Annotated in this window: 26 protein-coding genes, 1 pseudogene and 1 riboswitch; of the genes and pseudogenes, 11 read left to right on the top strand and 16 right to left on the bottom strand. The window is 63.8% G+C overall.

The genetic code is table 11. The annotated features are described in order from the left end of the window. The first annotated feature begins 115 nt into the window (after positions 1-115). From DEA8626_RS03010 to DEA8626_RS02985, 6 genes are all read left to right on the top strand, one after another. Positions 116-1,423 (top strand): ABC transporter substrate-binding protein, encoded by a 1,308-nt coding sequence (locus DEA8626_RS03010; protein WP_108851578.1) that lies wholly within the window; start codon positions 116-118, stop codon positions 1,421-1,423. A 143-nt stretch (positions 1,424-1,566) separates the two neighbouring features. Further along, on the top strand, positions 1,567-2,439 hold the full coding sequence (locus DEA8626_RS03005) for a carbohydrate ABC transporter permease (RefSeq protein ID WP_108851577.1): 873 nt from the start codon (positions 1,567-1,569) through the stop codon (positions 2,437-2,439). A gap of 11 nt (positions 2,440-2,450) precedes the next feature. After that, on the top strand, positions 2,451-3,281 hold the full coding sequence (locus tag DEA8626_RS03000; RefSeq protein ID WP_108851576.1) for a carbohydrate ABC transporter permease: 831 nt from the start codon (positions 2,451-2,453) through the stop codon (positions 3,279-3,281). Between the two features lie 12 nt (positions 3,282-3,293). Further along, a complete protein-coding gene (locus DEA8626_RS02995; protein ID WP_108851575.1) occupies positions 3,294-4,298 on the top strand; it encodes an ABC transporter ATP-binding protein in 1,005 nt (334 codons plus the stop codon). Beyond that, a complete protein-coding gene (locus DEA8626_RS02990; protein WP_108851574.1) occupies positions 4,295-5,068 on the top strand; it encodes an L-iditol 2-dehydrogenase in 774 nt (257 codons plus the stop codon). Before DEA8626_RS02995 ends, DEA8626_RS02990 begins: the two co-directional genes overlap by 4 nt. A 2-nt stretch (positions 5,069-5,070) precedes the next feature. Then, positions 5,071-6,543 (top strand): mannitol dehydrogenase family protein, encoded by a 1,473-nt coding sequence (locus DEA8626_RS02985; RefSeq protein ID WP_108851573.1) that lies wholly within the window; start codon positions 5,071-5,073, stop codon positions 6,541-6,543. Between the two features lie 78 nt (positions 6,544-6,621). Here the strand turns inward: DEA8626_RS02985 and folE2 are convergent, their stop codons facing one another. Beyond that, a complete protein-coding gene (gene folE2, locus DEA8626_RS02980; protein WP_108851572.1) occupies positions 6,622-7,719 on the bottom strand; it encodes a GTP cyclohydrolase FolE2 in 1,098 nt (365 codons plus the stop codon). Between the two features lie 104 nt (positions 7,720-7,823). Further along, positions 7,824-9,002, bottom strand: a complete 1,179-nt coding sequence (metZ, locus tag DEA8626_RS02975) for an O-succinylhomoserine sulfhydrylase (RefSeq protein ID WP_438502426.1) — start codon at positions 9,000-9,002, stop codon at positions 7,824-7,826. Positions 9,003-9,046: 44 nt separating this feature from the next. Further along, positions 9,047-9,123: riboswitch (SAM riboswitch) on the bottom strand. 119 nt (positions 9,124-9,242) lie between these two features. Here metZ and DEA8626_RS02970 point away from each other — a divergent pair. From DEA8626_RS02970 to phaR, 3 genes are all read left to right on the top strand, one after another. Next, a complete protein-coding gene (locus DEA8626_RS02970) occupies positions 9,243-9,491 on the top strand; it encodes a hypothetical protein (protein WP_108851570.1) in 249 nt (82 codons plus the stop codon). Positions 9,492-9,564: 73 nt separating this feature from the next. Then, the gene (locus DEA8626_RS02965) at positions 9,565-10,266 is read left to right on the top strand and encodes a glutathione S-transferase N-terminal domain-containing protein (RefSeq protein WP_108851569.1); all 702 of its coding nucleotides are present in this window, start codon (positions 9,565-9,567) and stop codon (positions 10,264-10,266) included. Between the two features lie 102 nt (positions 10,267-10,368). Continuing rightward, a complete protein-coding gene (gene phaR / locus DEA8626_RS02960; protein WP_108851568.1) occupies positions 10,369-10,956 on the top strand; it encodes a polyhydroxyalkanoate synthesis repressor PhaR in 588 nt (195 codons plus the stop codon). Positions 10,957-10,972: 16 nt separating this feature from the next. On the opposite strand, the gene DEA8626_RS02955 is transcribed toward phaR, so the two are convergent. From DEA8626_RS02955 to DEA8626_RS02905, 11 genes are all read right to left on the bottom strand, one after another. Beyond that, positions 10,973-12,175 carry a DegT/DnrJ/EryC1/StrS family aminotransferase gene (locus DEA8626_RS02955; RefSeq protein WP_108851567.1) on the bottom strand — a complete coding sequence of 401 codons (1,203 nt, stop codon included), beginning with the start codon at positions 12,173-12,175 and terminating at the stop codon, positions 10,973-10,975. 104 nt (positions 12,176-12,279) lie between these two features. Further along, complete coding sequence (locus tag DEA8626_RS02950; protein WP_108851566.1) at positions 12,280-13,638, bottom strand: glutamine synthetase family protein; 1,359 nt, start codon at positions 13,636-13,638, stop codon at positions 12,280-12,282. A 14-nt stretch (positions 13,639-13,652) separates the two neighbouring features. Continuing rightward, entirely contained in the window at positions 13,653-14,333 is a 681-nt protein-coding gene (locus tag DEA8626_RS02945; protein ID WP_108851565.1) for a type 1 glutamine amidotransferase, read from the bottom strand. A 66-nt stretch (positions 14,334-14,399) separates the two neighbouring features. Continuing rightward, positions 14,400-15,734 carry a glutamine synthetase family protein gene (locus DEA8626_RS02940; protein ID WP_108851564.1) on the bottom strand — a complete coding sequence of 445 codons (1,335 nt, stop codon included), beginning with the start codon at positions 15,732-15,734 and terminating at the stop codon, positions 14,400-14,402. Between the two features lie 196 nt (positions 15,735-15,930). After that, positions 15,931-16,770: an ABC transporter permease gene (locus tag DEA8626_RS02935; protein WP_108851563.1), complete on the bottom strand. Its 840-nt coding sequence runs from the start codon at positions 16,768-16,770 to the stop codon at positions 15,931-15,933. Further along, positions 16,767-17,648, bottom strand: a complete 882-nt coding sequence (locus tag DEA8626_RS02930; RefSeq protein WP_108851562.1) for an ABC transporter permease — start codon at positions 17,646-17,648, stop codon at positions 16,767-16,769. Before DEA8626_RS02930 ends, DEA8626_RS02935 begins: the two co-directional genes overlap by 4 nt. 45 nt (positions 17,649-17,693) lie before the next feature. Continuing rightward, positions 17,694-18,416: a transporter substrate-binding domain-containing protein gene (locus tag DEA8626_RS02925; RefSeq protein WP_108851561.1), complete on the bottom strand. Its 723-nt coding sequence runs from the start codon at positions 18,414-18,416 to the stop codon at positions 17,694-17,696. Between the two features lie 36 nt (positions 18,417-18,452). Continuing rightward, positions 18,453-19,232: an ABC transporter ATP-binding protein gene (locus tag DEA8626_RS02920; RefSeq protein WP_108851560.1), complete on the bottom strand. Its 780-nt coding sequence runs from the start codon at positions 19,230-19,232 to the stop codon at positions 18,453-18,455. Between the two features lie 94 nt (positions 19,233-19,326). Beyond that, on the bottom strand, positions 19,327-20,094 hold the full coding sequence (locus DEA8626_RS02915; RefSeq protein ID WP_108851559.1) for a phosphate/phosphite/phosphonate ABC transporter substrate-binding protein: 768 nt from the start codon (positions 20,092-20,094) through the stop codon (positions 19,327-19,329). Further along, entirely contained in the window at positions 20,091-20,534 is a 444-nt protein-coding gene (locus DEA8626_RS02910; RefSeq protein ID WP_108853292.1) for a tellurite resistance TerB family protein, read from the bottom strand. Before DEA8626_RS02910 ends, DEA8626_RS02915 begins: the two co-directional genes overlap by 4 nt. A gap of 105 nt (positions 20,535-20,639) precedes the next feature. Beyond that, positions 20,640-20,867, bottom strand: coding sequence for a hypothetical protein (locus DEA8626_RS02905; RefSeq protein ID WP_108851558.1), 228 nt, complete (start codon positions 20,865-20,867; stop codon positions 20,640-20,642). 145 nt (positions 20,868-21,012) lie between these two features. Between DEA8626_RS02905 and DEA8626_RS02900 the strand changes: the two genes are divergently transcribed. Then, positions 21,013-21,774 carry a TIGR01458 family HAD-type hydrolase gene (locus DEA8626_RS02900; protein WP_108851557.1) on the top strand — a complete coding sequence of 254 codons (762 nt, stop codon included), beginning with the start codon at positions 21,013-21,015 and terminating at the stop codon, positions 21,772-21,774. Positions 21,775-21,911: 137 nt separating this feature from the next. Further along, on the top strand, positions 21,912-22,685 hold the full coding sequence (locus tag DEA8626_RS02895) for a MipA/OmpV family protein (RefSeq protein WP_108851556.1): 774 nt from the start codon (positions 21,912-21,914) through the stop codon (positions 22,683-22,685). Between the two features lie 68 nt (positions 22,686-22,753). Here DEA8626_RS02895 and pyrG read toward each other — a convergent pair whose 3' ends face one another. From pyrG to DEA8626_RS02880, 3 genes and pseudogenes are all read right to left on the bottom strand, one after another. Then, the gene (pyrG, locus tag DEA8626_RS02890; RefSeq protein WP_108851555.1) at positions 22,754-24,397 is read right to left on the bottom strand and encodes a CTP synthase; all 1,644 of its coding nucleotides are present in this window, start codon (positions 24,395-24,397) and stop codon (positions 22,754-22,756) included. A gap of 166 nt (positions 24,398-24,563) precedes the next feature. After that, complete coding sequence (secG, locus tag DEA8626_RS02885) at positions 24,564-24,920, bottom strand: preprotein translocase subunit SecG (RefSeq protein ID WP_108851554.1); 357 nt, start codon at positions 24,918-24,920, stop codon at positions 24,564-24,566. A gap of 62 nt (positions 24,921-24,982) precedes the next feature. After that, positions 24,983-25,283: pseudogene (locus tag DEA8626_RS02880) on the bottom strand (DUF6524 family protein). Between the last annotated feature and the right edge of the window lie 109 nt (positions 25,284-25,392).

The raw sequence follows: 25,392 nt of genomic DNA, 5'->3' as shown, positions 1-25,392 counted from the left end.
CCGCATGTGGGCCAATAAGTGTATAAAAAGTTCACTGTTGACTCGACTCGCTCGGGCTGCGAATATTTGCCCACCCAATAGGCATTTGCCCAATGATGGGAAAAGGGAGGAACAGATGAACCTGACGACGCGCGCCCTTCTGGGTGCAACCGCGCTCAGTGCTGCAGCGGCCTTCGCTCAGGCCGAGACGCTGACGATCGCAACCGTGAACAACGGCGACATGATCCGAATGCAGGGCCTGACGGATGATTTCACGTCAAAAAACCCCGACATCGAGGTCGAGTGGGTGACGCTTGAGGAAAACGTCCTGCGTCAGCGTGTGACGACCGACATCGCCACCAAGGGCGGCCAGTACGACGTCATGACGATCGGCACCTACGAGGTCCCGATCTGGGCCAAGCAAGGCTGGCTCGTGTCGCTCAACGACCTGCCCGCGGAATACGATATCGACGACCTGCTGCCAGCGATCCGGGGCGGTCTGACCGTGGACGGCGAGCTTTATGCCGCGCCGTTCTACGGTGAATCGTCGATGGTCATGTACCGGACCGACCTGATGGAAGCGGCCGGACTGGAGATGCCCGAGGCGCCGACCTGGGACTTCATCAAGGAAGCCGCAGCGGCAATGACCGACAAGGACAACGAAATCTTCGGCATTTGCCTGCGCGGCAAGGCCGGCTGGGGCGAGAACATGGCGTTCCTGACCGCGATGTCCAACTCGTTCGGCGCGAAGTGGTTCGACATGGAGTGGAAACCCCAGTTCGACTCCGAAGCCTGGGCCAACACGCTCAACTTCTATCTCGACCTGATGAACAACTACGGTCCTCCGGGCTCGTCGAACAACGGCTTCAACGAGAACCTCGCGCTCTTCCAGCAAGGCAAGTGCGGCATGTGGATCGACGCCACCGTGGCCGCGTCCTTCGTGACCGGGGCAGACTCGACCGTCGCCGACAAGGTCGGCTTCGCGCTCGCACCGGACAACGGGCTCGGCAAGCGCGGCAACTGGCTCTGGGCCTGGTCGCTGGCGATCCCTGCGGGTTCGCAGAAGATCGATGCGGCCAAGAAGTTCGTCGCGTGGGCAACGTCCAAGGAATACCTCGAACTCGTCGCTTCGAACGAAGGTTGGGCCAACGTCCCGCCGGGCACGCGTACCTCGCTCTACGAGAACCCCGAATATGCCGAAGTGCCGTTCGCCAAGATGACGCTCGACTCGATCAATTCGGCCGATCCGACCAACCCTGCGGTCGACGAGGTGCCCTATGTCGGCGTCCAGTTCGTCGCGATCCCGGAGTTCCAGGGCGTCGCCACGGCTGTCGGCCAGCAGTTCTCGGCCGCGCTCGCAGGCCAGATGTCGGCCGAAGACGCGCTGGCTGCGGCCCAGCAGCTGACCGAGCGTGAAATGATGAAGGCCGGCTACATCAAGTAACCGGACGCTCCCCGGCCGTCCCTTCGGGGGCGGCCGCCCTCGAAGTAACCCGTTCCCTGTTGTTGCTTTCGTTGCGGGCGCTACTGCGCTGAACCGCATTGTGCCCGCGCACCCGGATTTCAGCCGAGACGAGGCAAGGACCGATGGCCACCAAAGCATCCCGCTCCGCCGCAAGACTGATGATCTCGCCCGCCGTCCTTCTCCTGCTGGGCTGGATGATCATCCCGCTGAGCCTCACGCTCTATTTCTCCTTCCTGCGCTACAACCTTCTCATGCCGGGGATGGAGGAGTGGGCAGGCCTGGCGAACTATCGCTTCTTCCTGAGCGATCCTGCTTTCTTTTCCGCGTTGTGGAACACGCTCCTGCTGGTGGGAGGAATCCTCCTCATCACGATCGTCGGCGGTGTGCTGCTTGCGCTCCTGATCGATCAGCCGATGTGGGGACAGGGCATTGTCCGGGTCCTCGTCATCGCGCCGTTCTTCGTCATGCCGACGGTTTCGGCGCTGGTCTGGAAGAACATGTTCATGAACCCGGTGAGCGGGCTCTTCGCCCACGCTGCCAAGGCTGTCGGGCTTCAACCCTTCGACTTCCTCGCGCACGCGCCGCTGATGTCGATCATCCTGATCGTCTCCTGGCAGTGGCTGCCGTTCGCCACGCTGATCCTGCTGACCGCGCTGCAGTCGCTCGACAGTGAGCAGCTCGAAGCGGCCGAGATGGACGGCGCGAACTTCCCGAACCGCTTCGTCTTCATGATCCTGCCGCATCTGGCGCGCGCAATCACGGTGGTGATCCTGATCCAGACGATCTTCCTTCTGTCGATCTTCGCCGAGATCCTCGTGACCACCAATGGCGGTCCGGGCACGGCGTCGACGAACCTCACCTTCCTTGTCTATGCCGAGTCGCTTCTGCGCTTCGATGTCGGCACGGGCTCCGCTGGCGGCGTCGTCGCCATCATTCTCGCCAATATCGTTGCGATCTTCCTGATGCGGATGATCGGCAAGAACCTCGACACGTAAGGGAGAGAGACATGGCCCGCGCTGTCACGAACCGCCGCAAGACGATCACCACAGCCGCCGCGTGGTTCATCGCCTTCCTGATCTTCTTTCCGATCCTCTGGACCGTGCTCACGAGCTTCAAGACCGAAGCAACCGCGATCGCCGATCCGCCTGTCTTCGTCGCGTTCGAGTGGACGACGGAGAACTACGGCACCGTCATGGAACGCTCGAACTATTTCCGGCACTTCATGAATTCGGTGGTCATCTCGATCGGCTCCACGGTGCTCGGCCTCATCATCGCGATCCCGGCCGCCTGGTCGATGGCCTTCGTGCCGGCCAAGCGCACCAAGGACGTGCTGATGTGGATGCTGTCGACGAAGATGCTGCCGCCGGTGGGCGTTCTGGTGCCGATTTACCTGATCTTCCGCGATACGGGGCTTCTCGACACGCGTACGGGACTGGTGATCGTGCTGACGCTCATCAACCTGCCGATCATCATCTGGATGCTCTACACCTACTTCAAGGAAATCCCCAACGATATCCTCGAAGCTGCGCGGATGGACGGCGCGTCGCTCCGCTCCGAAATTCTCTACGTGCTGACGCCGATGGCCTTGCCCGGCATCGCCTCGACGCTGCTTCTCAACATCATCCTGGCGTGGAACGAGGCGTTCTGGACACTGAATCTGACCGCGGCCAAGGCCGCGCCGCTCACCGCCTTCATCGCCAGCTATTCGAGCCCCGAAGGCCTATTCTACGCCAAGCTCAGCGCGGCCTCGACCATGGCCATCGCGCCGATCCTTATCATGGGCTGGTTCAGCCAGAAACAACTTGTCCGCGGCCTGACCTTCGGCGCCGTGAAGTAAGGGAAAAATAAGATGGGACGCATCACACTCGACAAGGTTTCCAAAAGCTTCGGCGAAGTGAACGTCATTCCGCCGCTCGACCTGACGATCGAGGAAGGGGAGTTCGTCGTCTTCGTCGGACCCTCGGGCTGCGGCAAGTCCACCTTGCTCAGGCTGATTGCCGGGCTTGAGGACGTTTCGTCCGGACAGATCCGCATCGACGGCAACGACGCGACCAGCGTGTCGCCTGCGAAGCGCGGGCTCGCCATGGTGTTCCAGTCCTACGCGCTCTACCCGCATATGAGCGTGCGGAAGAACATCGCATTTCCTCTGAGGATGGCCGGGCTCGACCAGGCCGAGCAGGACCGGCGAGTCAAGGCCGCCGCCGATGTCCTGAACCTCACCGACTATCTCGAGCGGCGCCCGGGCCAGCTCTCGGGTGGCCAACGCCAGCGCGTCGCCATTGGCCGCGCCATCGTGCGCGAGCCCGCGGCCTTCCTCTTCGACGAGCCGTTGTCGAACCTCGACGCCGCCCTGCGCGTCGGCATGCGGCTTGAGATTTCCGAGCTCCACAACCGGCTCACCACCACGATGATCTACGTAACCCACGACCAGGTCGAAGCGATGACCATGGCCGACAAGATCGTCGTCCTGCAGGCCGGGGTGATCGAACAGGTGGGGTCGCCGCTGGAACTGTACCGGACGCCCCGCAACGTCTTCGTCGCGGGCTTCATCGGCAGCCCGAAGATGAACCTGATCGACGGCGCGGAGGCGGCGAAACACGGCGCGACAACGATCGGCGTCCGGCCCGAACATATCGGGGTTTCGCCGACAGAGGGCACGTGGAAAGGCACGGTCGGCGTTTCCGAGCATCTTGGATCGGACACTTTCTTCCATGTCCACGATACCGGGCTTGCCGAGGCGATGACCGTCCGCGCCGGCGGCGAAGTCAATCTCCACCACGGCGACACCGTTTGGCTCACACCCGAGGCGGACAAGATCCACCGTTTCGACAAGGACGGTCTGCGGATCGCATGAAGCGGCTTGAGGGCAAATCCGCCATCATCACCGGGGCTGCGCGCGGCATCGGGCTCGCGTTCGCGAAGGCTTACGCGGCGGAAGGTGCCAGGGTCGCAATTGCCGACATAAACATGAAGGCCGCGCGCGAAGCAGCCGAAAGCCTCGGCAGCGGCGCCATCGCTGTGAAGATGGACGTGACGGATCAGGCCTCGATCGACGCTGCCGTGGCCGAGGTCGAACACAGCTTCGGCGGCATCGACATCCTGATCAACAACGCCGCCCTTTTCACTGCCGCGCCGGTCACCGATATCACGCGCGCGGACTACGATCGCGTCTTCGCGGTCAATGTCGCGGGCACGCTCTTCACGATGCAGACCGTCGCCAAGGGCATGATCGCGCGCGGAAAAGGTGGCAAAATCATTAACATGGCCTCTCAGGCCGGCCGCCGCGGCGAAAGCCTTGTCGCGGTCTATTGCGCCTCGAAGGCCGCTGTCATCAGCCTCTCGCAATCGGCCGGGCTGAACCTCATCGAGCACGGAATCAACGTCAACGCGATCGCTCCGGGCGTCGTGGACGGCGAGCACTGGGACGGCGTCGACGCCCTCTTCGCGAAATACGAGGGTAAGGCTCCCGGCCAGAAGAAGAAGGAAGCGGGCGAGGCTGTCCCCTTCGGCCGCATGGGCAGGGCTGAGGATCTGACCGGCATGGCGATCTTCCTCGCAACTCCCGAGGCCGACTACATCGTCGCCCAGACCTACAACGTGGACGGCGGCAACTGGATGAGCTGACAATGACCGCATTGAACAACGCCGCGCTCGCCGCGATCGGATCCGAAGTCTCAACGCCACGCTACGACCGCGCGGCGCTGAAGGCCGGCATCCTGCACATTGGCATCGGAAACTTTCACCGCGCCCACATGGCCCATTATCTCGACCGGCTGTTCGAGCTGGGCGAGGGGCATGACTGGGCGATCCGGGGCGCGGGCGTGCGAGCCGGCGACTCTGCCATGCGCGAGACGCTGAAGAAGCAGGACTGGCTGACGACCGTCGTGGAGCTCGATCCCAAGGCGCTGAGCGCACGCGTGATTGGCTCGATGATCGATTTCGTGCCAATCGATGCCGAGGAGACGATCGCCGCGATGACCGACCCCGAAATCCGGATCGTCTCGCTCACGATCACGGAGGGCGGCTACTATATCGACGCCCAAACCGACGGGTTCAACGCGGATCATCCCGACATGGCTCGAGACGCGGAGCATCCCGAAGAGCCCAAGAGCGTCTTCGGCATGATCATCCTCGCGCTCAGGCGGCGCTGGGATGCGGGAACCGCCCCATTCACTGTCATGACCTGCGACAACCTGCCCGAAAACGGCCATGTCGCGCGGCAAACGGTCGTCGGCCTCGCCCGCCTCTCGGATCCCGGGTTCGCGAAATGGATCGAGGACAATGTCGCCTTCCCCAATTCGATGGTCGACTGCATTACGCCGGCGACCTCGGACCGAGAGCGCGCTATGGTCGCCGAGACATTCGGCATCGACGATGCGGCCCCGGTCGTTTGCGAACCGTTCCGGCAGTGGGTTCTCGAGGACAACTTCCCGCAAGGCCGTCCATCTCTGGAAAAGGTCGGCGCGGAATTCGTCGCGGATGTCGCGCCCTACGAGCTGATGAAGCTGCGCATCCTCAACGGTGGGCATGCGGCCATCGCCTATCCCTCGGCGCTGATCGGGCATCATTTCGTCCACGACGCGATGGCCGATCCCCTGATCCGCGACTGGCTCGACGCGCTCCAGCGGCGGGAGATCATCCCGACGTTGAAGCCGATCGCCGGCGTGGACTACTCGGCCTACCGCGAAAAGATCATCGAGCGCTTTTCGAATCCGCGCATCGGCGACACGATCCCGCGCCTCTGCCTCGACGGGTCGAACCGTCAGCCGAAGTTCATCCTGCCCACCCTTCGCGACGCGCTCGCCCACAGCGCACCGGTCAACGGTCTCGCGCTCGAAGTGGCCCTCTGGTGCCGCTACTGCGCGGGCGAAGACGAAGCTGGTAAGGCGATCCCGCCGAACGATGACGACCATGTCGAACTGAAGAACAGGGCGCTCGCCGCGAGGGAAAGCCCGCCGCTGTTCCTCGAATACGAGAGCATATTTGGCGATCTGAAGCGAAAGGATCGTTTTGTGGACGCGTTCTCGGCCCAGCTTGAGCGCCTGTGGAAGGACGGAGTCGCCGCCACGCTCCGCGGCTACATCGCCTCGTCGAACTGACTTTACCGCACGGCCGCCCCTTGCTCCCAGTGCTTGGTTGTGTGGAATGCAGTCGCGCGACGCACCAGATGTTCAATCTCAACCGGGACGGTGAAGCGTCGAGAATAGCTTGGGGTCGATGCTTTCGGCGGCGAAGGTCGGCCCCTCGGTCAGGATCGACACCGCATCGTGCGAATGCAGGCTTTCCTGGTGGCTCGCCACGATACGAAAATCGCCGACGCGCGGCTCGGCCAGAAGCCGCTCGGCGAAACTGCGGGCGGCGTCCTCGACGAAAATCGGGTTCGCGGCATTGAGCTCGGCAAAAGCCTGTTCGTCCTCGCGCTTGACCATGACCTGCGTTTCCGTCGGTACGGCGGCGCGGGCGAGGTCGATCAGGTCCTCGTACCAGAGGATCTTGCCACCCTCCTCGACAACCGAGATCCGCGCGACCGAACGCTGCGAGTGCGGCGTGGCAAGCTGACCGCGCGACTGGCGGGCGTGTTCGGAAAGTTCAAGCGAACAGGGGCAGGTCGACGAATAGACGTAATCGAGATGGGTAATGCGCTTCTGCCGGCCTTCCCCCTCCATCAGTTCCAGCGCGATGTCGTAATACTGCCAGCCGGTGAGCCCCGACCTGAGCGAATCCACCCGCGCGGGAAAGGAAAACCGCATCATCAGCCGCGCATCGACGCTGTCATGGTCCTTCTTGTAGTCCTCGAGCACGGCTTCAAGGACCGAGAAGGAAAACGTCCGCTCGGCATGGGCGTAGAAGGACCGCATGATGCGGCTCATGTTGATGCCCTTCTTCTCGCCGATGAGACTGACGGTGCCGGTGACCGAGGTCTCGAGCGTGATGTCGCCGCCGTCACGGGTGTGGAACCGGATCGGCAGGCGAAAGTTCGAGATGCCGACATGCTGGATCGGCGCCTGCGCGCCGACGATGAGGCTGGCGGGGCCGTTCTGCAGGTCGGGCATCGAGGCGCGATAGCTCGCATCCGGCGTGAAGTTCTCCGGGTAGATTCTTGATAGCTCGGGATAGTTTCCGACTTCGCGCCCGGGCAGAAGCCGCGCGATGGCTGGGTCCAGCCGCACGATTTCCGCCGGGTCAGCTTTCTCCGCCCAGCGCCTTAGAAGGTCGAGCGCCTGTTCGGCGTCCCGACGGTCGGGTTCCCGGCCGATCTCGCCAACGAAGTTCATCGCCCTCTCCTCGAAGTCCCGGACGGCCCCGGGATGATCCATTATGTGGGATCGCGCCGCCAGATGTCCAATCCTACGCGGTAATCCGCGACCGATTCACGACCTCAGACCGATGCCAGCGCGCCGCGAATGTCGGCCAGAAGGTCGTCCACGTCCTCGATCCCGACCGAAAGCCGCACGAGGCCGGGCGTGATGCCGAGTTCTGTCCTCTGTTCGGGAGGGAGGCGCTGATGCGTTGTCGTCGCGGGATGGGTGATGATCGTCTTCGCGTCGCCGAGATTGTTCGAGATCTTCACGATCTCCAGCGCGTTCAGGAAACGGAAGGCACCCGCCTGCCCGCCCGCGACATCAAGTGACACGACCGTCCCGCCGGCCCCCATCTGCTCCATTGCGATCGCGTGCTGCGCGTGGCCGGGAAGGCCGGGGAAGAGCACGCGCGACAGCTTTTCGTGGCCTTCGAGCGCCTCGGCGATTGCATGCGCGTTGGCCGCCTGCTGCCGGACACGGAGATCGAGCGTCTCCATCCCCTTCAGCATGACCCAGGCGTTGAACGGGCTCATCGCTCCGCCGGTATGCTTGAGATAGGGCTCGAACACCTTGCGGACGTAGTCGCGCGGGCCGCAGACCACGCCGCCAAGGCAACGCCCCGATCCATCGATATGCTTGGTCGCCGAATAGACGACGACATCGGCGCCAAGTTCGACCGCCTTCGAGAAGGTGGGCGTGGCGAAGACGTTGTCGACGATGACGGTCGCGCCCTTCGCGTGCGCGATCTCCGCAACCGAGCGTACGTCGATGACCTCGAGCGTCGGGTTCGACACCGACTCGAGAAAGACAGCCTTCGTGCCGTCCCTGACCGCGTCGCGCCACTGATCCAGATCCGTGCCGTTGACCAGCGTGACCTCGACGCCGAACCGGCCGAGGATTTCGAGGACGTAAAGGCATGACCCAAAGAGCGCCCGCGCCGCGACGACATGGTCGCCCGCCTTCAGCATCGACGTCAGCGCGCCGTTGACGGCCGCCATGCCCGAGGCAGTGGCGAAGGCGTCCTCCGTCCCCTCGATCGCCGCCATGCGTTCCTCGAACATCCGTACGGTCGGATTGCCATAGCGGGCATAGATGAACTCATCCGGGCCGCTCTCAATGAACCTGGCCTCGGCCTGTTCTGCGCTGTCATAGACGAAGCCCTGCGTCACGAATATCGCCTCGGACATCTCGCCGTACTGGCTGCGCCGGGCGCCCGCATGGACAAGTTTGGTGCGCGTCTTCCATTCGTTCATCACCGTTCCTCCGGCAACAAAAAAGCCCCCACCGGTTTGGGTGGGGGCATTTTGGGCCACCTACCTCTTTAGCGGCATGTTTTACGTGGCCCGCAATCCGGTACAAATCGCCACGGCCTTTTCGATAGCGCGAAGCGTCTTCCGGGTCAACTGCGTTGCGGCATGGGGGCCAGACCGGGGCGGCTCTTGCGGCGACGCGAGATTTGCGGTCAACTGACGACTCGCCCCAACACAGCCGGTGCCATGTTCCGCCTCGCCCCCCTGTCCTTCGCCCTTGCCCTCTCCGCCTGCGTCACGGGCTCCAAGCCTGAACCTGTGGGCAGCGTCACGGTGAACAACGTGACCTATCCGATCGAGGCGCTTTCCGACGGGACTTGGCGGGTACGGGTGGATGGCAAGCCCGTCGTCTGCGCGCATGCAACGCTTGAGGCCTGTTTCTGGTCCGCGCGCCATCACCTGACCGCGCGGGAGCTGCTCGACGATCTGGGCTGAGCGGCCCCGCGCCTTGCAGACACGTGACTGACCGGCCAGATTGGCCCTGACGATTCCGACAGAGGACGACCGCATGACCGCCCCGATCGCGCTATATTACTGGCCCACGCCGAACGGCTGGAAAATCTCCATCGCGCTCGAGGAGATGGGTCTTCCCTACGAGACCCATCTGGTGAATATCGGCGCTGGCGATCAGTACAAGCCAGAGTTCCTGAAGATCTCGCCGAACAATCGGATGCCCGCGATCGTCGACCCCGACGGACCGGACGGAAAGCCGGTCTCCGTCTTCGAATCCGGCGCGATCCTCATGTATCTCGCCCGCAAGACGGGCAAGTTCTACGGCGCGAGCGAGCGCGACCGGATCGCGGTCGAGGAATGGCTCACGTGGCAGATTGGCGGCGTCGGGCCGATGGCTGGCCAGGCGCATCACTTCCTGAAATACGCGCCGTCGCTTGAGCCGGCGCAGGTCCTGCCCTATGCCCAGTCCCGTTACAAGCGCGAGGTCGCGAGGCTTTACGAGGTGCTCGACCGACGTCTGGCCGACAACCGCTATGCCGCGGGCGATTTCTTCTCGATCGCCGATATGGCGCTCTGGGGCTGGTGCTCGCTCTGGGAGGGACAGGGACAGACGCTCGACGACAAACCCCATTTGGCCCGCTGGCTCGACGAGGTTGGCGCTCGCCCGGGGGTGCAGCGGGGTCGTGCGCTGGCATCCGACAGGCGCTCCGACCTTCAAGCCGACCGAAAGGCGCAGAAAATACTCTTCCAGCGCTGAAAACCGGGCCTTCCTTCGCCTCACCGTTCTTTTTGTTGTCTTTTCTGCTGCGCAGCTTAATCTCGCCGCAACGCCAAAAAGAATGACTGGGGAGACTGGCCCATGGCCGAGGGTGCCAAGCCGCTGCTGATCAAGCGCTACGCCAGCAGGCGGCTCTACAACACCGAAACGAGCGACTATGTGACGCTCGAAGATATCGCCGCCTTCATCCGCGACGGGCGCGAGGTGCAGATCGTTGACCTGAAGTCGGGCGACGACCTGACGCGACAATACCTTCTTCAGATCATCGCGGAACATGAAAGCCGCGGTGAGAGCGTTCTGCCAATCGACGTCCTGACCGATCTCGTGCGCAGCTACACCACTAACGCGCAAAGCGTCGTGCCGCAGTTCCTGGCGGCAAGCTTCGAGATGCTGCGCGAAGGACAGTCGAAGATGCTCGAAAATCTGTCGACCTTTCCCAATCCGATGGCCTCGATGCCCGGCTTCGAGGCGCTTCAGCGCCAGCAGCAGGCCTTTCTGAAGTCCATCATGGCGGGCTTCCCCGGATCCTCCGGCCCCGAGCTGGAGGCGGACGAGGACGAAGCACCGAATGAGAAGGGCAAGGCGAAGTCCAAGGGGTCGGACGAAGGCGACCTGGAATCGATCAAGAAGCAACTCAGCGAGTTGCAGAAGAAGCTTTCCAAGCTCTAGTGGGTTGTCTGGCGCCTCAGGCGCCTTTCACCTCCGCAGCTGCGGCCAGGATCGCGTCGGCGATCACGTCCAGTTCCTCGCGCGTCAGACGCGCGGGCAGGCGCAGGTCGCAGGCCCGCATCAGCATCTCGCGCGTCTTTGGCAGGTCGGGCACGGGGCCAAGGAACTGCCAGTTCCAGAACGCGCGGGCGTTGTCCTTGGACAATCCGAAGACCTGCACCGAGACTCCGCGCCGCGCGGCCGCCTTCTGAAAGGCCCGCGCCGCGTCATCCTCATCAAAGCCTAGAAGGTTGAACTGCAGGGAATCCGGCGCGCGCGTCTCTTGTGGCAGGGGCGGCGGCACGTCGATCCAAACGCTCGTGCAGAGACGCTCGGCGACATAGTCGTGGTTGGACCGGCCCGCGGTCACGCGATCGTCGATGAGCGGGATCTGTGGTCGGATCACCGTGGCCGAAAGGTTCTGCATCCGCATGTTGTAGAGCGGCAACTTGTTCTGCCAGTAGTGGAAGCTGTTCTGCAGTCCGTGATGCTTTTTCCAGTTGTGCTCGTAGGCGCCCGACATGATGATCGCGCGGGCGGCCAAGTCTGGATCGTCAGTGATGAACATGCCGCCCTCGCCCGCATTGACGAGCTTGTAGGACTGAAACGAGAAGCAGCCGATCCTGCCGATCGTGCCGATCTTGCGGCCGTTCCAGAGCGTGCCAAGCGAATGCGCGGCATCCTCAATCACCGGCAGGCCGCGCGCATCCGCCTCTTTCATGATCGCGTCCATGTCGGAGGTGTGGCCGCGCATATGGCTGATAAGCACCGCATCGGCGCCGTCGAGTTTGGCGCGGAAATCATCGAGATCGATGCGGAAGTTGCGCCCGACCTCGACCAGAACCGGCACGCAGTCCGCGTGGACGACGGCCGAGGGGACGGCGGCGAAGGTGAAGGCCGGGATCAAGACGCGCGCGTCGCGCGGCAGACCGAGCGCCTTCAGCGCAAGGAAGAGCGCAGCGGAACAGGACGACACCGCAAGCGCGTAGCGCGCGCCGATATGTTCGGCGAATTCCCTCTCCAGAAGCGCCACCGGCGCGTTTGCGGGCGCCGTGTAGCGGAACAGATCGCCCGAATTCAGCAGCCGGTCGATTTCGGCCCGAGCGGATTCGGGGATCGGTTCGGCCTGGTAGGTGTCGGGGGCCTGGCCAGACTGAAGCGCAAGGGTCGCGGAGGCCATGGTTCACCTTTTTGAAATGTCAGGTTGCGAATTTCCTTACCCCATGCCCACGGAAAAGACTACAGGCTGCCCGGGGACGCCGCGGAAAACTGCCGATAAAAGCGTCACACATTCAGCAGCAGGTGCTCACGTTCCCAAGGGCTGATGACCTGCAGGAACTCCTTGTATTCGTTCCGCTTGACGGCCTCGTAGATATCGCAGAACTCTGCCCCGAGCGCCTCGCGCACGGGCACGCATTCGGAAAACAGATCGAGCGCGTCGCCTAGGTTCGTCGGCAGCTCGTCGGCGTTTATATAGGCGTTCCCCTTCGCCTGGGGGCGCGGTTGCTTCTTTTCCATCAGCCCGAGATAACCGCAGACGAGCGTCGCGACGATCCCGAGATAGGGGTTGCAGTCCATCCCTGGCAGCCGGTTTTCAAGCCGCCGCGCCTCGGGCTCGGAGATCGGAACCCGCAGCCCGGTCGTGCGGTTGTCCCGCCCCCATTCGAGGTTGATGGGCGCGGCGAAATCCGGCACGTAACGGCGGTAGGAATTCACGTAGGGCGCCATCAGCGCCACCACCGCTGGCAGGTAACTCTGCATGCCCGCGATGAAATGCATGAACTCCTCGGTCTCCTCGCCCTTCGCGTTCGAGAAAAGGTTGGTGTCGTTCGTGATGTCCACGACCGACTGGTGAATGTGCATGGCCGAACCGGGTTCGCCCTCGATCGGCTTGGCCATGAATGTCGCGAAGCAGTCGTGGCGAAGCGCCGCCTCGCGGATAAGGCGCTTGAAGTAGAAGACCTCGTCGGCAAGATCCACCGGCGCGCCGTGAGACAAGTTCAGTTCCACCTGCCCGGCGCCGCCTTCCTGCACGATGCCGTCGATTTCGAAGCCCTGCGCCTCGGCGAAGTCGTAGATGTCATCGACGACGCGGCCGTATTCGTCGACGGCCGACATCGAATAGGCCTGATTTGCCATCACCCGCCGGCCCGAGCGGCCGATGGGCGGGATCACCGGCTGGTTGGGGTCGATGTTGCGGGCGACGATGTAGAATTCCATCTCGGGCGCGATGATCGGTTTCCAGCCTTGATCGGCGTAAAGCTGGACCATTCGCTTCAAGACATTGCGCGGCGCCAGCGGCACCGGATTGCCCACCTGGTCATTCACGTCGTGGATCACCTGCAGCGTGATGTCGACCGACCAGGGTACCGCCGTCGCGGTCTTGAAATCGGGGACGAGCACCATGTCGGGCTCGGTGAATTCGCTTTCGTCCGGCATGTCGGCGTATTCACCGGTGATGGTCTGGGCGAAGATCGAGTTCGGCAGGTGGAAATATTTCTGCTTGCCGAATTTCGACGCCGGCATCGCCTTGCCCTTCGCGACCCCAGCGAGGTCGGAGACGAGGCACTCGACCTCGTCAAGCCGGCGTCCGGCGATGTAGTCCTGGGCGGCTTCGGGCAGTTCCTGGGTCCAGTCGGACATGAATCACACTGTTGTCAGTTTCGATGCTCTTTGAAGAAATCCGCAATCCGGTCGGCGATTGCCGCCGACGAATTGGGGGGGCCGAGTTTCTTGGCGGCCTCGGCCATGACGTCGTCGGGGACCACGCCCTTACCGCGTGTGCGCATCAGCCCTTCGACGAAGGCATCCTCGAATTCGGGATGGGCCTGCACCGTGAACGCGCGGTCGCCGTAGAGAAGCGCGGCATTCTCGCAGAAGTGGTTGCTGGCGACGACCTCGGCCCCCTCTGGCCGCGTGGTCACTTGGTCGCGGTGCCAGGCGTTCACTGTCAGGATCTCGCCGCCGAAATCGTAACTCGTCGGTCCGATCGCCCAGCCGCCCCCGAACCGCTCGACCTTGCCGCCGAGCGCCTGGGCGATGATCTGATGGCCGAAGCAGATTCCCACAAGCGGCACCTTGGCAGCAATGGCCGCCCGCACGAACTCCTCGAGCGGCGCGATGAAGGGGTGGTCCTCGTAGGTTCCATGACGCGAACCGGTGATGAGCCAGCCATCGCAGTCGTGGACATTCTCAGGGAACACCATCCCCTCGACATGGTAAGCGCGGAACTCGAGCCCGCGGCCGGCAAGAAGCCGAGCGAACATATCGGGATAGTCGCCCAACTCCTCCCGGAGGATGTCGGGCGATTTCCCGGTCTGGAGGATGCCGATCTTCATGAACGTGCCTGTATCCGGTTTCGAAGAACGTAGCGCCGCCCCCGGCGGGTCGGCAAGCGGGCGTCGTCAGACGGTGTCGAGATAGATCTCGGTCTTCTCCTCGGGCGTCAGTTCTTCCATGTAGTGCATCTCCTGCCGCTTGGTCATCACCAGATTGCGGATAAGCCCATCGGGGAAGATCCGGTGCATTGCCTCGCTCTTCTCGAACGTGTCGATCGCCTCGCCCCAGTTGTCGGGCAGAAGCGGAAGATCGAGCGCATAGGCGTTGCCGGTGATAGGTGGCGGCGGCGTCATTTCCTCCTCGATCCCGGTTAGGGCGGCGCCGAGAATGCCCGCGAGCATGAGGTAGGGATTTACGTCGCCGCCGGCGACGCGATGCTCGATCCTCCGCGCGCTCGGGTTGCCCGAGGGGATACGGATCGCCGAGGTGCGGTTCTCGTAGGCCCAGCAGATGCCGTTCGGTGCGTGGGCCTCGGGAACCAGCCGGTCGTAACTGTTGGCGTGAGGCGCGAAGAGCAGCGTGGAATCGGGCATCGCCGCGATGCAGCCGGCGACCGCGTGTTTCAGGCGCTCCGAGCCGTCCGTTCCGCCGTCCGAGAAGATGTTGTTGCCCTCGGCGTCGAGGACCGAGAAATGGGTGTGCAGACCGTTGCCGGAATATTCCGGATATGGCTTGGCCATGAAGCTGGCGGCAAAACCGTGGCGGCGCGCAAGGCCCTTCAGAAGCAATTTGAAAAGCCAGGCATCGTCGGCGGCGCGCAGCGCATCATCCGTGTGCATCAGGTTGATCTCGAACTGGCCGAGGCCCGCCTCCGAGATCGCAGTGTCGGCCGGAATGTCCATCGCCTCGCAGGCATCGTAAAGATCGGTGAAAAATGTATCGAAGGCGTCGAGTGCGCGGATCGACATGATCTCGGCTGCCTTGCGGCGTTTGCCGGATCGCGGGCTGGTCGGGACCTGCAGCGTCTTGCCGCTGTCGTCGATTAGGAAGAACTCAAGCTCCATCGCGCAGACCGGCGTCAAGCCCAGCGCCTTGTAACGTTCGACGACGCGCGCGAGCGCATGGCGCGGGTCACCCTCGTAAGGCTTGCCGTTCTCGCGGAACATCCAGATCGGTAGCAGCGCCGTCGCGGAGTCGAGCCAGGGCATGGGCATGAATCCGCGCTCGGTGGGCTTTAGGATGCCGTCCTGGTCGCCGGTTTCGAAGACCAAGGGGCTGTCTTCGATATCCTCGCCCCAGATGTCGAGGTTGAGGACCGACATGGGAAAGCGCGTGCCGTTCTCGACGACCGTGTCGGCGAAGCGCACCGGCACGCGCTTGCCGCGCGGCTGACCGTTGAGATCGGCGGCGGCCACGCGGATCGTGCGCACCTCGGGGTGTTTTCTGAGCCAGTTCTTCATCGTCGCACCTGAATGCCGGGGCCGTGCTCCGACGCCGCCATGGGCCCGGTCCCGAAGAGTCCGGTCGGCTGCATCTGCCCATGCCCTTGGGCCTTGCCTGTTTATGATCAAATAATACCGTAGCTCCGCCGCTCTCAAGCTATGGGAAGAATTATGGAAGCAACGCAGCGCTCAAAATTTGATCAAATGAGGATTACTACCGGATGATCTGCGGACGCAAGCGAATTCTGCTCCGGCTCGCCTGCGGAAGGTGACGGTTGAGCTTCTTGTTGATCTGACCGAAGGCCCAGATGATGACGAGCGTGAGCAGGATGAAATAGGCCGCGATCACCGGGTATGCGATGAACGGATTGAACGTCTTGGCCGAGAAATAGGTCGCGTAGTAAAGCGAATCTCCCTTTTGCTGGAACGCTGGGAAGCCTGAGAAATAGACCAGCGTCGTGGCATGGAAGAGGAAGATCGCCTCGTTCGTATAGGCTGGCCAGGCAAGCCGCATCATGGTCGGCCAGATCACGCGGCGGAAGCGCGCCCAGCCCGCCATGCCGTAGGCGTCCGCCGCCTCTATGTCGCCCTTCGGAACGGAGCGCAGCGCGCCGTAGAAGATCTCGCCCGAATAGGCGGCGGTGTTGAGGAAGAGCACGAGAAGCGCCCCTGCCCAGGCCTTCGACAACCACGACGTTGCGACCGTGATCGTCATGAAGCCGAGCGGAATATCGATCCCGGCGCGCGGCAGCAACACGAAGGTTTCGTAGGCCAGGAAAAACTGGATGAAGAGCGGCGAGCCGCGGAAGATGAAGATGAACCATTCGGCAGGCGCCCTGGCCCACGGGTTGGCGCTCGCCTTGGCCACGGCAAGCGCGTTGGCGAGAAAGAAGCCGAGGCTGAGCGCAAGGATTCCGAAATACAGGTTCCAGATGAGGCCTGACCCGATCAGCACGAAATGCTCGCAGAGCGTAAAGTCGGAACGCGGCAAGAGCCGCTCGCCGATCCCGATCGAGCGCAGGGCATAGCCTGTGAAGGTTTCCCAGCAACTCATCGCGCGGCCTTCCGCTGCATCTCACCCGCGAGCGTCGCCTGGCCGTGGCTGAGCCGCACCGTTAGACGGCCGAGCACGCCTTCCGAGAGCCGTGTCATCGTAAGGTAGAAGACGAGCAGACCAAGGAAGTACCACACACGCCAGTCGGGATGCGGATAGTCGTATTGTGAGGTCTTCGACCCGCCGAGTTCGCGCGCCCAGTAGACGATGTCCTCGACGCCGAGGAGAAAGAGAAGCGGCGTCGCCTTGATGAGGATCATCCAGAGGTTCGACAGGCCCGGCAGGGCGTAGATCCACATCTGCGGCACGAGCACGCGCCAGAAGGTCTGCCTGTGGGTCATGCCGTAGGCTTCGGCCGTCTCCATCTGCGCCCGAGGCACGGCCTGCATGGCGCCGTAGATCACGTTGGCCGCGAATGCGCCGAAGACGATCGAGAAGGCGAGCACGGCGAGCGAGAAGCCATAGGCCTCGTGCATCCATTGCGGGCTCGTCGACAGGGGCAGCTTGGCCTCGGCGCAGACGACGAAGTCATTGCCCTGCCAGACCGGCTTGTCCCAGCCGGGGCACTTCACCTTGTGGCGCAAAAACTCGAAGGCCTGGTCGAGCGCGATGGGCACGAAGAGAAAGAAGATGACATCCGGCACGCCCCGCACCATCCCTGTGTAGGCCTTGCCAAGCCAGCGGAGCGGCGGGATGTGTGACTGCGCTGCCATCGCGCCCCCGAAGCCGAAGGCAAGCGCGGCAGGCGCCGTGATCAGCATCAGAACCAGCACGACCCCGAACGAGGTATAGAAGAGAAAATGCTTGCCCGTGGTCAGGTAGCACACGAGCCAGGTCAGGCCCTCGATCGACTTTGGGTCGGTGCAGAATGAAAACATCGGAATGAAGAAGGACGGGGCCGGCCGGCCCCGCCCTAATCGTCATCAGTAGACGAGTGCTTCGTCGCCGAACCACTTCTTGATCATGGCATTCAGCGTGCCGTCATCCTTCATCGACTGAATCGCGGCGTCGAACTTGTCGCGAAGCTCGGTATCGCTTTCGCGGATGCCCAGGCCCACGCCGCCGCCGAGCTGCACGTCCTCGCCGGCCCAGACGAGCTGACCGTTCGATTCCGCGACGATGGGCGCGAGGAAGTCCTTGTCGGCAAACACCGCATCGGCCTCGCCGTTGCGGACAGCGGCGATCGTCTCGTCCGGCGTCGGGTATTCCAGAAGCGTCGCGCCGGATTCGGCGACATGGGCGGCCTGGATCGTCGCGGTCTGCGCCGCGATCACGCCCGAGCTCACGTCGGCATCGGCAGAGAGCGCCGCATAGGCCGAGGCCGCCGGCGGGATGTAGTTCTGGGTGAAGTCGATGACCTTGTCACGCTCATCGGTGATCGACATGCCGGCGATGATCGTGTCGTAGTTGCCCGAGACGAGGTTCGGGATGATCGAATCCCACTCGTTCGTCACCCACTCGCAGGTCAGTTCGGCTCGTGCGCAAAGCTCGTCGCCCAGTTCCCGCTCGAAGCCGTCCACTTCGCCCGCATCGTTGATGAAGTTGTACGGAGGATAGGCGCCCTCGGTCCCCATGCGGACGGTCTGCGCGGTGGCGAGGCTGGCGCTCAGCGCCAGCGCGGCGGCGGAAAGGATCAAGTGTTTCATCTCGTTACTCCCGGTTGTCTTGAGCTGCTTGGGATTTCATGCCGCGACAGTCGCGCTCAGAAACTGTTGCAGGCGTTCGGTTTTCGGTTGTCCGAACAGGCGATCGGGGGGACCCTCCTCCTCGATCCTGCCCAGATGCAGGAAAATGACGTGGTCCGACACGTCGGCCGCAAGCCGCATGTCGTGGGTCACGAGGAGCATCGTGCGCCCCTCGTCGGCAAGCGCCTTGATGACCTTCACAACCTCCTGCTCGAGCTCGGGGTCGAGCGCCGAGGTCGGCTCGTCGAAGAGAAGCGCCCGAGGTTCCATGCAGAGCGCCCGTGCGATCGCGGCGCGCTGCTGCTGGCCGCCGGAAAGCTGCGCGGGATAGACGTCGCACTTGTCGCCGATGCCGACCTTGTCGAGATACTTGCGTGCCGCCGCCTCGACTTCGGCCCGGTCGCGGCGCAGGACCGTCAGCGGCGCCTCCATGACGTTGTGCAGGATTGTCATGTGGGACCAGAGGTTGAACTGCTGGAAGACCATCGACAGGTTCGTGCGGATGCGGATCACCTGCGCCCGGTCGGCGGGATGACGGTTGAGCCCCTGGCCCCGCCACCTGACCTTCTCGCCCTCGAAAATCACGTCGCCCTGCTGGCTTTCCTCAAGAAGATTGCAGCAACGCAGGATCGTCGACTTGCCCGAGCCCGACGAACCGATGAGCGAGATCACCTCACCGCGATGCGCCGCGAGCGACACGCCCTTGATCACCTCGAGCTGGCCATAGGCCTTGTGCAGGTCACGGATTTCGATGACCGGTGTTTCCAGTTCCGACACGTGGTTTTCTCCCCGGGGCCAGAGTAGGGCGGATATTTTGCCGGTTTACAATGCACTTTTTAACCGGATTGGCAGGAAAATACCGGCGAACAGCTCAGTCCGCCGGCACTTCTTCCGTGGGTGACGCGGGGGTAGGCACGGCGAGATAAGCCTCCGACGGGATGGCGACCAGGCCGCGAATCCCGGTTGCCGTGCGGTCAACCGAATCGAGCGCGGCGATGGCGGCGCCGACGGCACGCGCGATAGTCGCGGCGTCCTGGCCCGGCGAGGTTATGAGCGGCAGGCCGGGCGTCGGCTCGCTGTGGTCGATGAGGCGGAGCTGCGCCGCGAGGTCCGGCAGGTGGCGCGCGATAAGCCGCCACGTCACCGCGTCGATGGCGGCGATATCGGCGCGGCGCTCGGCCACGGCGCGGGCGCTGTCGCGATGGGCACCGGTGCGCAGGGTCCGCGTGAAGCCGCGCCCGAACAACAAGGCTCGGTTCTGCGGCGCGGCCCAGCCGGACTGGCTGAGCGGATCGTTGTAGGCCAGCCTGCGTTCGACGAAATCCGCGAACCCGCCCGGCTCGTCGGCGCGCGTCACAAGGACGGAATAGTAATGTCCGGCCGGCGCGTCGGGCAGCCCGTAGTCGGGTGTCGCCACGAGTTGCACCCGACCGTGAAGCCGCGTCCGGTACGGCATGCCGCAGGTCTGCGCGAGGACGAGCGCGGGGCATTCCCAGATGTCCCACAAACTGCCATCTCGGGTTAGTCCTTCGGGCGCGGCGATCCCCTCATCGGCGAGAGCCTGGCGGATTCGTATCCACAGGCGATCGTTCTCGGCCGCGTTCTGCGGCCAGTCATACATCGCGAGGCTGGCGATCATTTCCTTCGGTTCTCGACATTCTGGCGGGCGATCGCGCGGTCGCGGTCGTTGATGCCAAGAAGGTCCGCCGTGACACGGATCATGGCATCCTCGCGCGGGTCGCGGTCGTCGTCCGACAGCGCCACCGACCACATCGCCTCCATCAGGCTCATCCGGTCCTCGTGCGGCACCGCATCCTTCAGCGCGCGGGTAAAGCGGACCGTGTCGGGCGCTTCTGCTTCCAGCACCTCAGCCTCGGCGCGGATCTTCGCGGCCTCGAAGGGCGAAAGGCCGTAGCGCTTTGCTACAACCCGGTCGATCCGCGTACGCTCGGGATCGGTGTAATGCTCGTCTGCTCGCGCGAGACGCACGAGCAGCGCCGCGAGCGCGAGGCGCGCATCCGGATCAGGCAGGCGCTCCGGCTCCTGGGCCATGAGCGAGGAAAGAAGTCGGCCGAACATGAAGCGCGATATAGGACCTTTCGGCGCGGTCTGCAAAAGGTCCGTCGCGCTGCGCGCATCCGGCGGCATCGAAAAATCGCTACGCGCGCAGTCGCCGGGACCGCCTCAGGCGCTCCGGCGCAGCAGGAAGAAGAGCGCGAGCAACATGCCGAACCCGGCAAGCCCCGCCGCAGTCTGCAAGGTGCCGAACTGTTCTGTGGCCGAGATCACGGCGGCGTTAAGCGCGCGGGTCTTGGACGAACCGCCGTCGCCGCCGGGGAAGCTGCCGATCAGAACCGCATAAGACGCCCAGCCGAAGAGGCCGAGCGAGAGAATGGCCTGAACGTATTTCATCGTCGTACTCCTGCGGTTTCCGCGCAGGAAACATCAAACCCGAATGCGGCGGCAATTGGACGACTCCGTGGACGATCCGCGGACCCCCCCCTTCGCAATGACGGGTCTGATTGACGGCCTTTGGGGCGGCACGCACACTTAGGCCATGGTGAAGGGTGTCCTGATCGATCTCGCAGGCGTGCTCTACGACGGCAACGCGGCGCTTCCCGGCGCGGCGGATGCGCTCGCCCAACTCCGGAATGCGGACCTGCCCGTTCGGTTCCTGACCAACTCGACGCGCGCGCCTAAGGCGCGACTTCTGAAACGGCTCGAAGGGTTCGGGATCGAGGCAGGACCGGACGAGCTTTTCACTCCCGCCGCAGCCGCCTGCGACTGGCTCGCGCGGCATGGCCACGCGCCCCATCTCCTGATCCATCCCAACCTCGCTGAGGATTTCGCGGATTGCGCCGGCACGGGCCCCGAGGCGGTGGTCCTCGGCGATGCCGGGCGGTTCTTCACCTACGAGGCATTGAACGCGGCCTTCCGGGCTTTGTCACGCGGTGCCCCGTTCCTCGCGCTGGCGGCGAACCGCGTCTTCCGCGACGCGGACGGAGAGCTAAGTCTCGACGCGGGGGCCTTCGTCGCGGCGCTGGAATTCGCGAGCGGGGCCGAGGCGCAAATCCTCGGCAAGCCGTCGCTCGACTTTTTCGCGGCGGCGGCGGACAGCATGGGGCTTTCGTTAGCCGAGGTCGCCATGATCGGCGACGACGCGGAAGTGGATGTGGCGGGCGCGCTTGCGGCGGGTGTCGGGACGGCCATTCTGGTTCGGACGGGAAAGTATCAGGAGGGCGACGAAACGCGGTTCGAGCCCGCACCTTCGGCAGTGGCGGCCGAGATAAACGAGGCGGTGGAAAAGCTTTTGGCGTGACCCGGCTGAAGCGCCTGGGCTGGGTCGCGCACCGCAAACGTCAGGACGTTCCAACAATAACATTGCGCGACTCGCCATATCCGTGCATTTGGCGGCTAGAGGGCCGACTTGCCCGATCTGTCAGTACGGAGTGCCAGATGAACCCCTTCCGCAAGGCCGCCGCCACGATTGCCGCCGCATTCGTCTGCGCCGCGCCGCACTCCGCTTTAGCCGAGCCCGACATGGTCCTGACCTTTGGTCTCGGGGCGCAGGTGGCGCCCGGCTATTTCGGCTCGGACGATTACGAAGTTGGCCCCGGCTTCGCGTTCCGGGTCAACTATCTACGGCTCGGCGGGCGCCGCTTCGGATCACCCGACCCCTATCACGAACCGGAAGGGCTGGGCCTGCGCGGCTCGTTCCGCTACGTCGCGGACCGGACGGCGGGCGAATATCCCGAACTCGCCGGGCTCAATGACGTCGATGATGCTCTGGAACTCGGAATCGGGCTCGGCTGGGAGCAGCCGATCTACCGGGTTTTCGGCGACGTACGCTACGGCGTGATTGGGCACGAGGCGTTCGTCGGCGAGATCGGCGCGGACGTGAAGTTCCGGCCCAGCGACCGGCTGCTTGTCACCTTCGGCCCCCGAGCGCAGTTCGGCAGCGACGACTACGCGGCAACCTATTTCGGCGTGACCCCGGCTGAGTCGCTGGCCAGCGGCCTGCCGACCTATTCAGCGAGCGGCGGGATGGTCTCTGCAGGACTGGAACTCGGCCTCCGCTACCGGCTGAACGAGAACTGGGGTGTCGAGGGCGCGCTGACCTGGAACAGGTTGACCGACGACGCGGCAAGTTCGCCGATCACCGGGCTCGGTAGCGAGGATCAGTACGGCGCGAAGGTGGTGCTGACGCGCCGGGTGTCGTTCGATTTCTGAAAGAGGGCGGATCCGCCTTCGACATGTCAAGATGCGCAAACCGTTGGCTTGTCACGTGCGCAGTGTTCTCACACCAACCGTTCCACCTCCTTCGCCGCCCGGACGAAATCTGCGAACAACGGGTGCGGGGCGAAGGGCTTTGATTTGAGCTCGGGGTGGAACTGCACCCCGATGAACCACGGGTGGTCGGTCCATTCCACGATCTCGGGCAGCCGCCCGTCGGGGCTCATGCCTGAAAAGATCAGGCCGCATTTCTCGAGCTTCTCACGGTACTTCACGTCCACCTCGTAGCGGTGGCGGTGACGTTCCTCGATTACCGTGGCGCCGTAGACGTCGGCGACCTTGGAGCCGTCCTTCAGATGCGCCGTATAGGCGCCCAGCCGCATCGTGCCGCCCTTGTCGTCGTCGACTTTCCGCGCGACCGTGTGGTTACCTTGGATCCACTCTTTCAGGTGATAGACAACAGGCTCGAACCGCTTTTCGCCCTTCTCGTGGTCGAATTCCTCCGACCCGGCCTTCGTGACACCCGCGAGATTTCGTGCGGCCTCGATCACTGCCATCTGCATGCCAAGGCAGATGCCAAGATAGGGGATCTTCTTCTCGCGTGCGAACTGGGCGGCCTTGATCTTGCCTTCAGTACCCCTTTCGCCGAAACCGCCGGGGACGAGGATCGCGTGGAAGCGTTCGAGATAGGGCGCGGGATCCTCGGCCTCGAAGATCTCCGCGTCTATCCATTCCGCCTTCACCCGCACCCGGTTGGCCATGCCACCGTGGGTCAGCGCTTCGGCGATTGACTTATAGGCATCCTCGAGCTGGGTGTACTTGCCGACGATGGCGACGCGGACCTCGCCCTCGGCGTGGTCCAGCCGGTCCATCACGTCTTCCCAGCGCGAGAGATTTGGGCGCGGCGCGGGCGAGATTCCGAAGGCGTCAAGCACCGCCTGGTCGAGACCCACGCGGTGATAGGCCATCGGCGCTTCGTAGATCGACTTCAGGTCATAGGCAGGGATCACGGCCTCGGGCCGCACGTTACAGAAAAGAGCGATCTTGGCGCGTTCCTTCTCCGGGATCTCGTGTTCGGAGCGGCAGACGAGCACGTCAGGCTGAAGCCCGATGGAGCGCAGTTCCTTGACCGAATGCTGAGTAGGCTTGGTCTTCAGCTCGCCCGATGCGGCGAGGTAGGGCAGAAGCGTCAGATGCATGAAGATGCAGTCGCCGCGCGGCCGCTCCTGGCTGAATTGGCGGATCGCCTCGAAAAACGGCAGCCCCTCGATGTCGCCCACCGTACCGCCGATCTCGCAGAGCATGAAATCGACCTCGTCATCGCCGATGCGGATGAAATCTTTGATCTCGTTCGTGACGTGGGGAATGACCTGGATCGTCTTGCCGAGGTAGTCGCCGCGGCGTTCCTTTTCGAGAACCGTCGAATAGATGCGCCCGGACGAGACCGAGTCGGTCTGGCGCGCATGCACGCCCGTGAAGCGCTCGTAATGGCCAAGGTCGAGATCGGTTTCCGCGCCGTCGTCGGTGACGAACACCTCGCCGTGTTCGAAGGGCGACATCGTGCCGGGATCGACGTTGAGATAGGGGTCGAGTTTCCTCAGCCGCACAGAGAAGCCGCGGGCCTGCAAGAGCGCGCCCAGTGCGGCGGAGGCGAGCCCCTTGCCAAGCGACGAGACCACACCGCCAGTGATGAAAACGTAACGCGCCATGGTCAGGATGCCCCCGTGATTGCCTCAACTCGTCTGGGTCAGCAGCAGCCCTCGGGGACGCTGCATCACGGGATTCAAGACCTAACAGATTCGCGCCCTGCCCGCAACAGGACCGCAAGGTGTTGTGGCCACTTTCGCCGCCGGGTCAATTCGTTGTGGTATATTTCTAGTCCGCAGGCGGTGGCGCCAAGGGCGCATCGCCGGCGGCCGGCGGCAGAAGATCGCCTTCGGGCACCGCAGGTGCGGCCGGTTCGGACACAGGCGCTGTGGCTTCGGGTGCGGGCGCATCGAGGATCGAGGTCGTGCCGGCATTCCGCGCCGCGACGATCGTCAGCGCGAGCGAGGCCGCCATGAAGGCGCCGCCAAGGACCCATGTGAGCTTGGTCAGCGCGTTGCCGGTGCCCCGGGCGCTGAACGCCCCGCCGCCCGACAACAGGCCCCCGCCCTCCGAGCGCTGGAGAAGAACCACGCCTATAAGGAGCAGGGCGAGGATCAATAGAACGGTGAGCAGAACGTTTTCCATCGGGACTTTCTTCGTGTCGCTGACGCGCCTATCTAGGCCCATGGGGCACGGGCCGCAACCCCTCAGTCGCCGACACCGTCAATGTCCGACTGGCCCGAGAGGCGCCTCCGCGCATGGCTCCAGCTAAGCCCGATTCGGAGGATGACCGACAGCGCCAGAATGCCGAGCCAGGCGTTCAGCGAAGGGTTGTCGAGCCTCAGTAGGCCCCGATCGACGAACACCCAACCGAGCGCCGCCACGACCGCAGCCACGAGGATCATGCCGAAGCCGCGTCCGCGCCCAGTGGGCGAAGCTCCGGCCCGTCGGGTTGTAGGTTGCCGAGAAAAGCACGAAGGCTACGAGCCAACGGATGAGGAAAGTCATGGACTGACCTCCGTTTCCTCCTGACCAGCCAGAGCGCGCGGCTTTGTCCAGCGCAGGGGATGCGCGACAGAGTTAATCGGGCGGGCTCGATGCATCTTTCCGGAACCGC

This window comes from Defluviimonas aquaemixtae, from assembly GCF_900302475.1.
In the GTDB taxonomy this organism is placed as follows: Bacteria; Pseudomonadota; Alphaproteobacteria; order Rhodobacterales; family Rhodobacteraceae; genus Albidovulum; species Albidovulum aquaemixtae.
Note: the sequence above shows the minus strand (reverse complement) of the source record. Positions and strands in the feature narration are given on the sequence as shown.

Bases quoted from the DNA above. Each gene is read 5' to 3' on its own strand.
- secG (WP_108851554.1), bottom strand. From the start codon at position 24,920: ATGGAAAACGTTCTGCTCACCGTTCTATTGATCCTCGCCCTGCTCCTT.
- folE2 (WP_108851572.1), bottom strand. From the start codon at position 7,719: ATGAACTTCGTTGGCGAGATCGGCCGGGAACCCGACCGTCGGGACGCC.
- DEA8626_RS03010 (WP_108851578.1), top strand. From the start codon at position 116: ATGAACCTGACGACGCGCGCCCTTCTGGGTGCAACCGCGCTCAGTGCT.
- DEA8626_RS02895 (WP_108851556.1), top strand. From the start codon at position 21,912: ATGAACCCCTTCCGCAAGGCCGCCGCCACGATTGCCGCCGCATTCGTC.
- pyrG (WP_108851555.1), bottom strand. From the start codon at position 24,397: ATGGCGCGTTACGTTTTCATCACTGGCGGTGTGGTCTCGTCGCTTGGC.
- DEA8626_RS02915 (WP_108851559.1), bottom strand. From the start codon at position 20,094: ATGATCGCCAGCCTCGCGATGTATGACTGGCCGCAGAACGCGGCCGAG.
- DEA8626_RS02930 (WP_108851562.1), bottom strand. From the start codon at position 17,648: ATGTTTTCATTCTGCACCGACCCAAAGTCGATCGAGGGCCTGACCTGG.
- DEA8626_RS02905 (WP_108851558.1), bottom strand. From the start codon at position 20,867: ATGAAATACGTTCAGGCCATTCTCTCGCTCGGCCTCTTCGGCTGGGCG.
- DEA8626_RS02990 (WP_108851574.1), top strand. From the start codon at position 4,295: ATGAAGCGGCTTGAGGGCAAATCCGCCATCATCACCGGGGCTGCGCGC.
- DEA8626_RS02925 (WP_108851561.1), bottom strand. From the start codon at position 18,416: ATGAAACACTTGATCCTTTCCGCCGCCGCGCTGGCGCTGAGCGCCAGC.
- DEA8626_RS02935 (WP_108851563.1), bottom strand. From the start codon at position 16,770: ATGAGTTGCTGGGAAACCTTCACAGGCTATGCCCTGCGCTCGATCGGG.
- phaR (WP_108851568.1), top strand. From the start codon at position 10,369: ATGGCCGAGGGTGCCAAGCCGCTGCTGATCAAGCGCTACGCCAGCAGG.
- DEA8626_RS02900 (WP_108851557.1), top strand. From the start codon at position 21,013: ATGGTGAAGGGTGTCCTGATCGATCTCGCAGGCGTGCTCTACGACGGC.
- DEA8626_RS02910 (WP_108853292.1), bottom strand. From the start codon at position 20,534: ATGTTCGGCCGACTTCTTTCCTCGCTCATGGCCCAGGAGCCGGAGCGC.
- DEA8626_RS02950 (WP_108851566.1), bottom strand. From the start codon at position 13,638: ATGTCCGACTGGACCCAGGAACTGCCCGAAGCCGCCCAGGACTACATC.
- DEA8626_RS02965 (WP_108851569.1), top strand. From the start codon at position 9,565: ATGACCGCCCCGATCGCGCTATATTACTGGCCCACGCCGAACGGCTGG.
- DEA8626_RS02985 (WP_108851573.1), top strand. From the start codon at position 5,071: ATGACCGCATTGAACAACGCCGCGCTCGCCGCGATCGGATCCGAAGTC.
- DEA8626_RS02995 (WP_108851575.1), top strand. From the start codon at position 3,294: ATGGGACGCATCACACTCGACAAGGTTTCCAAAAGCTTCGGCGAAGTG.
- DEA8626_RS03000 (WP_108851576.1), top strand. From the start codon at position 2,451: ATGGCCCGCGCTGTCACGAACCGCCGCAAGACGATCACCACAGCCGCC.
- DEA8626_RS02940 (WP_108851564.1), bottom strand. From the start codon at position 15,734: ATGAAGAACTGGCTCAGAAAACACCCCGAGGTGCGCACGATCCGCGTG.
- DEA8626_RS02945 (WP_108851565.1), bottom strand. From the start codon at position 14,333: ATGAAGATCGGCATCCTCCAGACCGGGAAATCGCCCGACATCCTCCGG.
- DEA8626_RS03005 (WP_108851577.1), top strand. From the start codon at position 1,567: ATGGCCACCAAAGCATCCCGCTCCGCCGCAAGACTGATGATCTCGCCC.
- DEA8626_RS02970 (WP_108851570.1), top strand. From the start codon at position 9,243: ATGTTCCGCCTCGCCCCCCTGTCCTTCGCCCTTGCCCTCTCCGCCTGC.
- DEA8626_RS02955 (WP_108851567.1), bottom strand. From the start codon at position 12,175: ATGGCCTCCGCGACCCTTGCGCTTCAGTCTGGCCAGGCCCCCGACACC.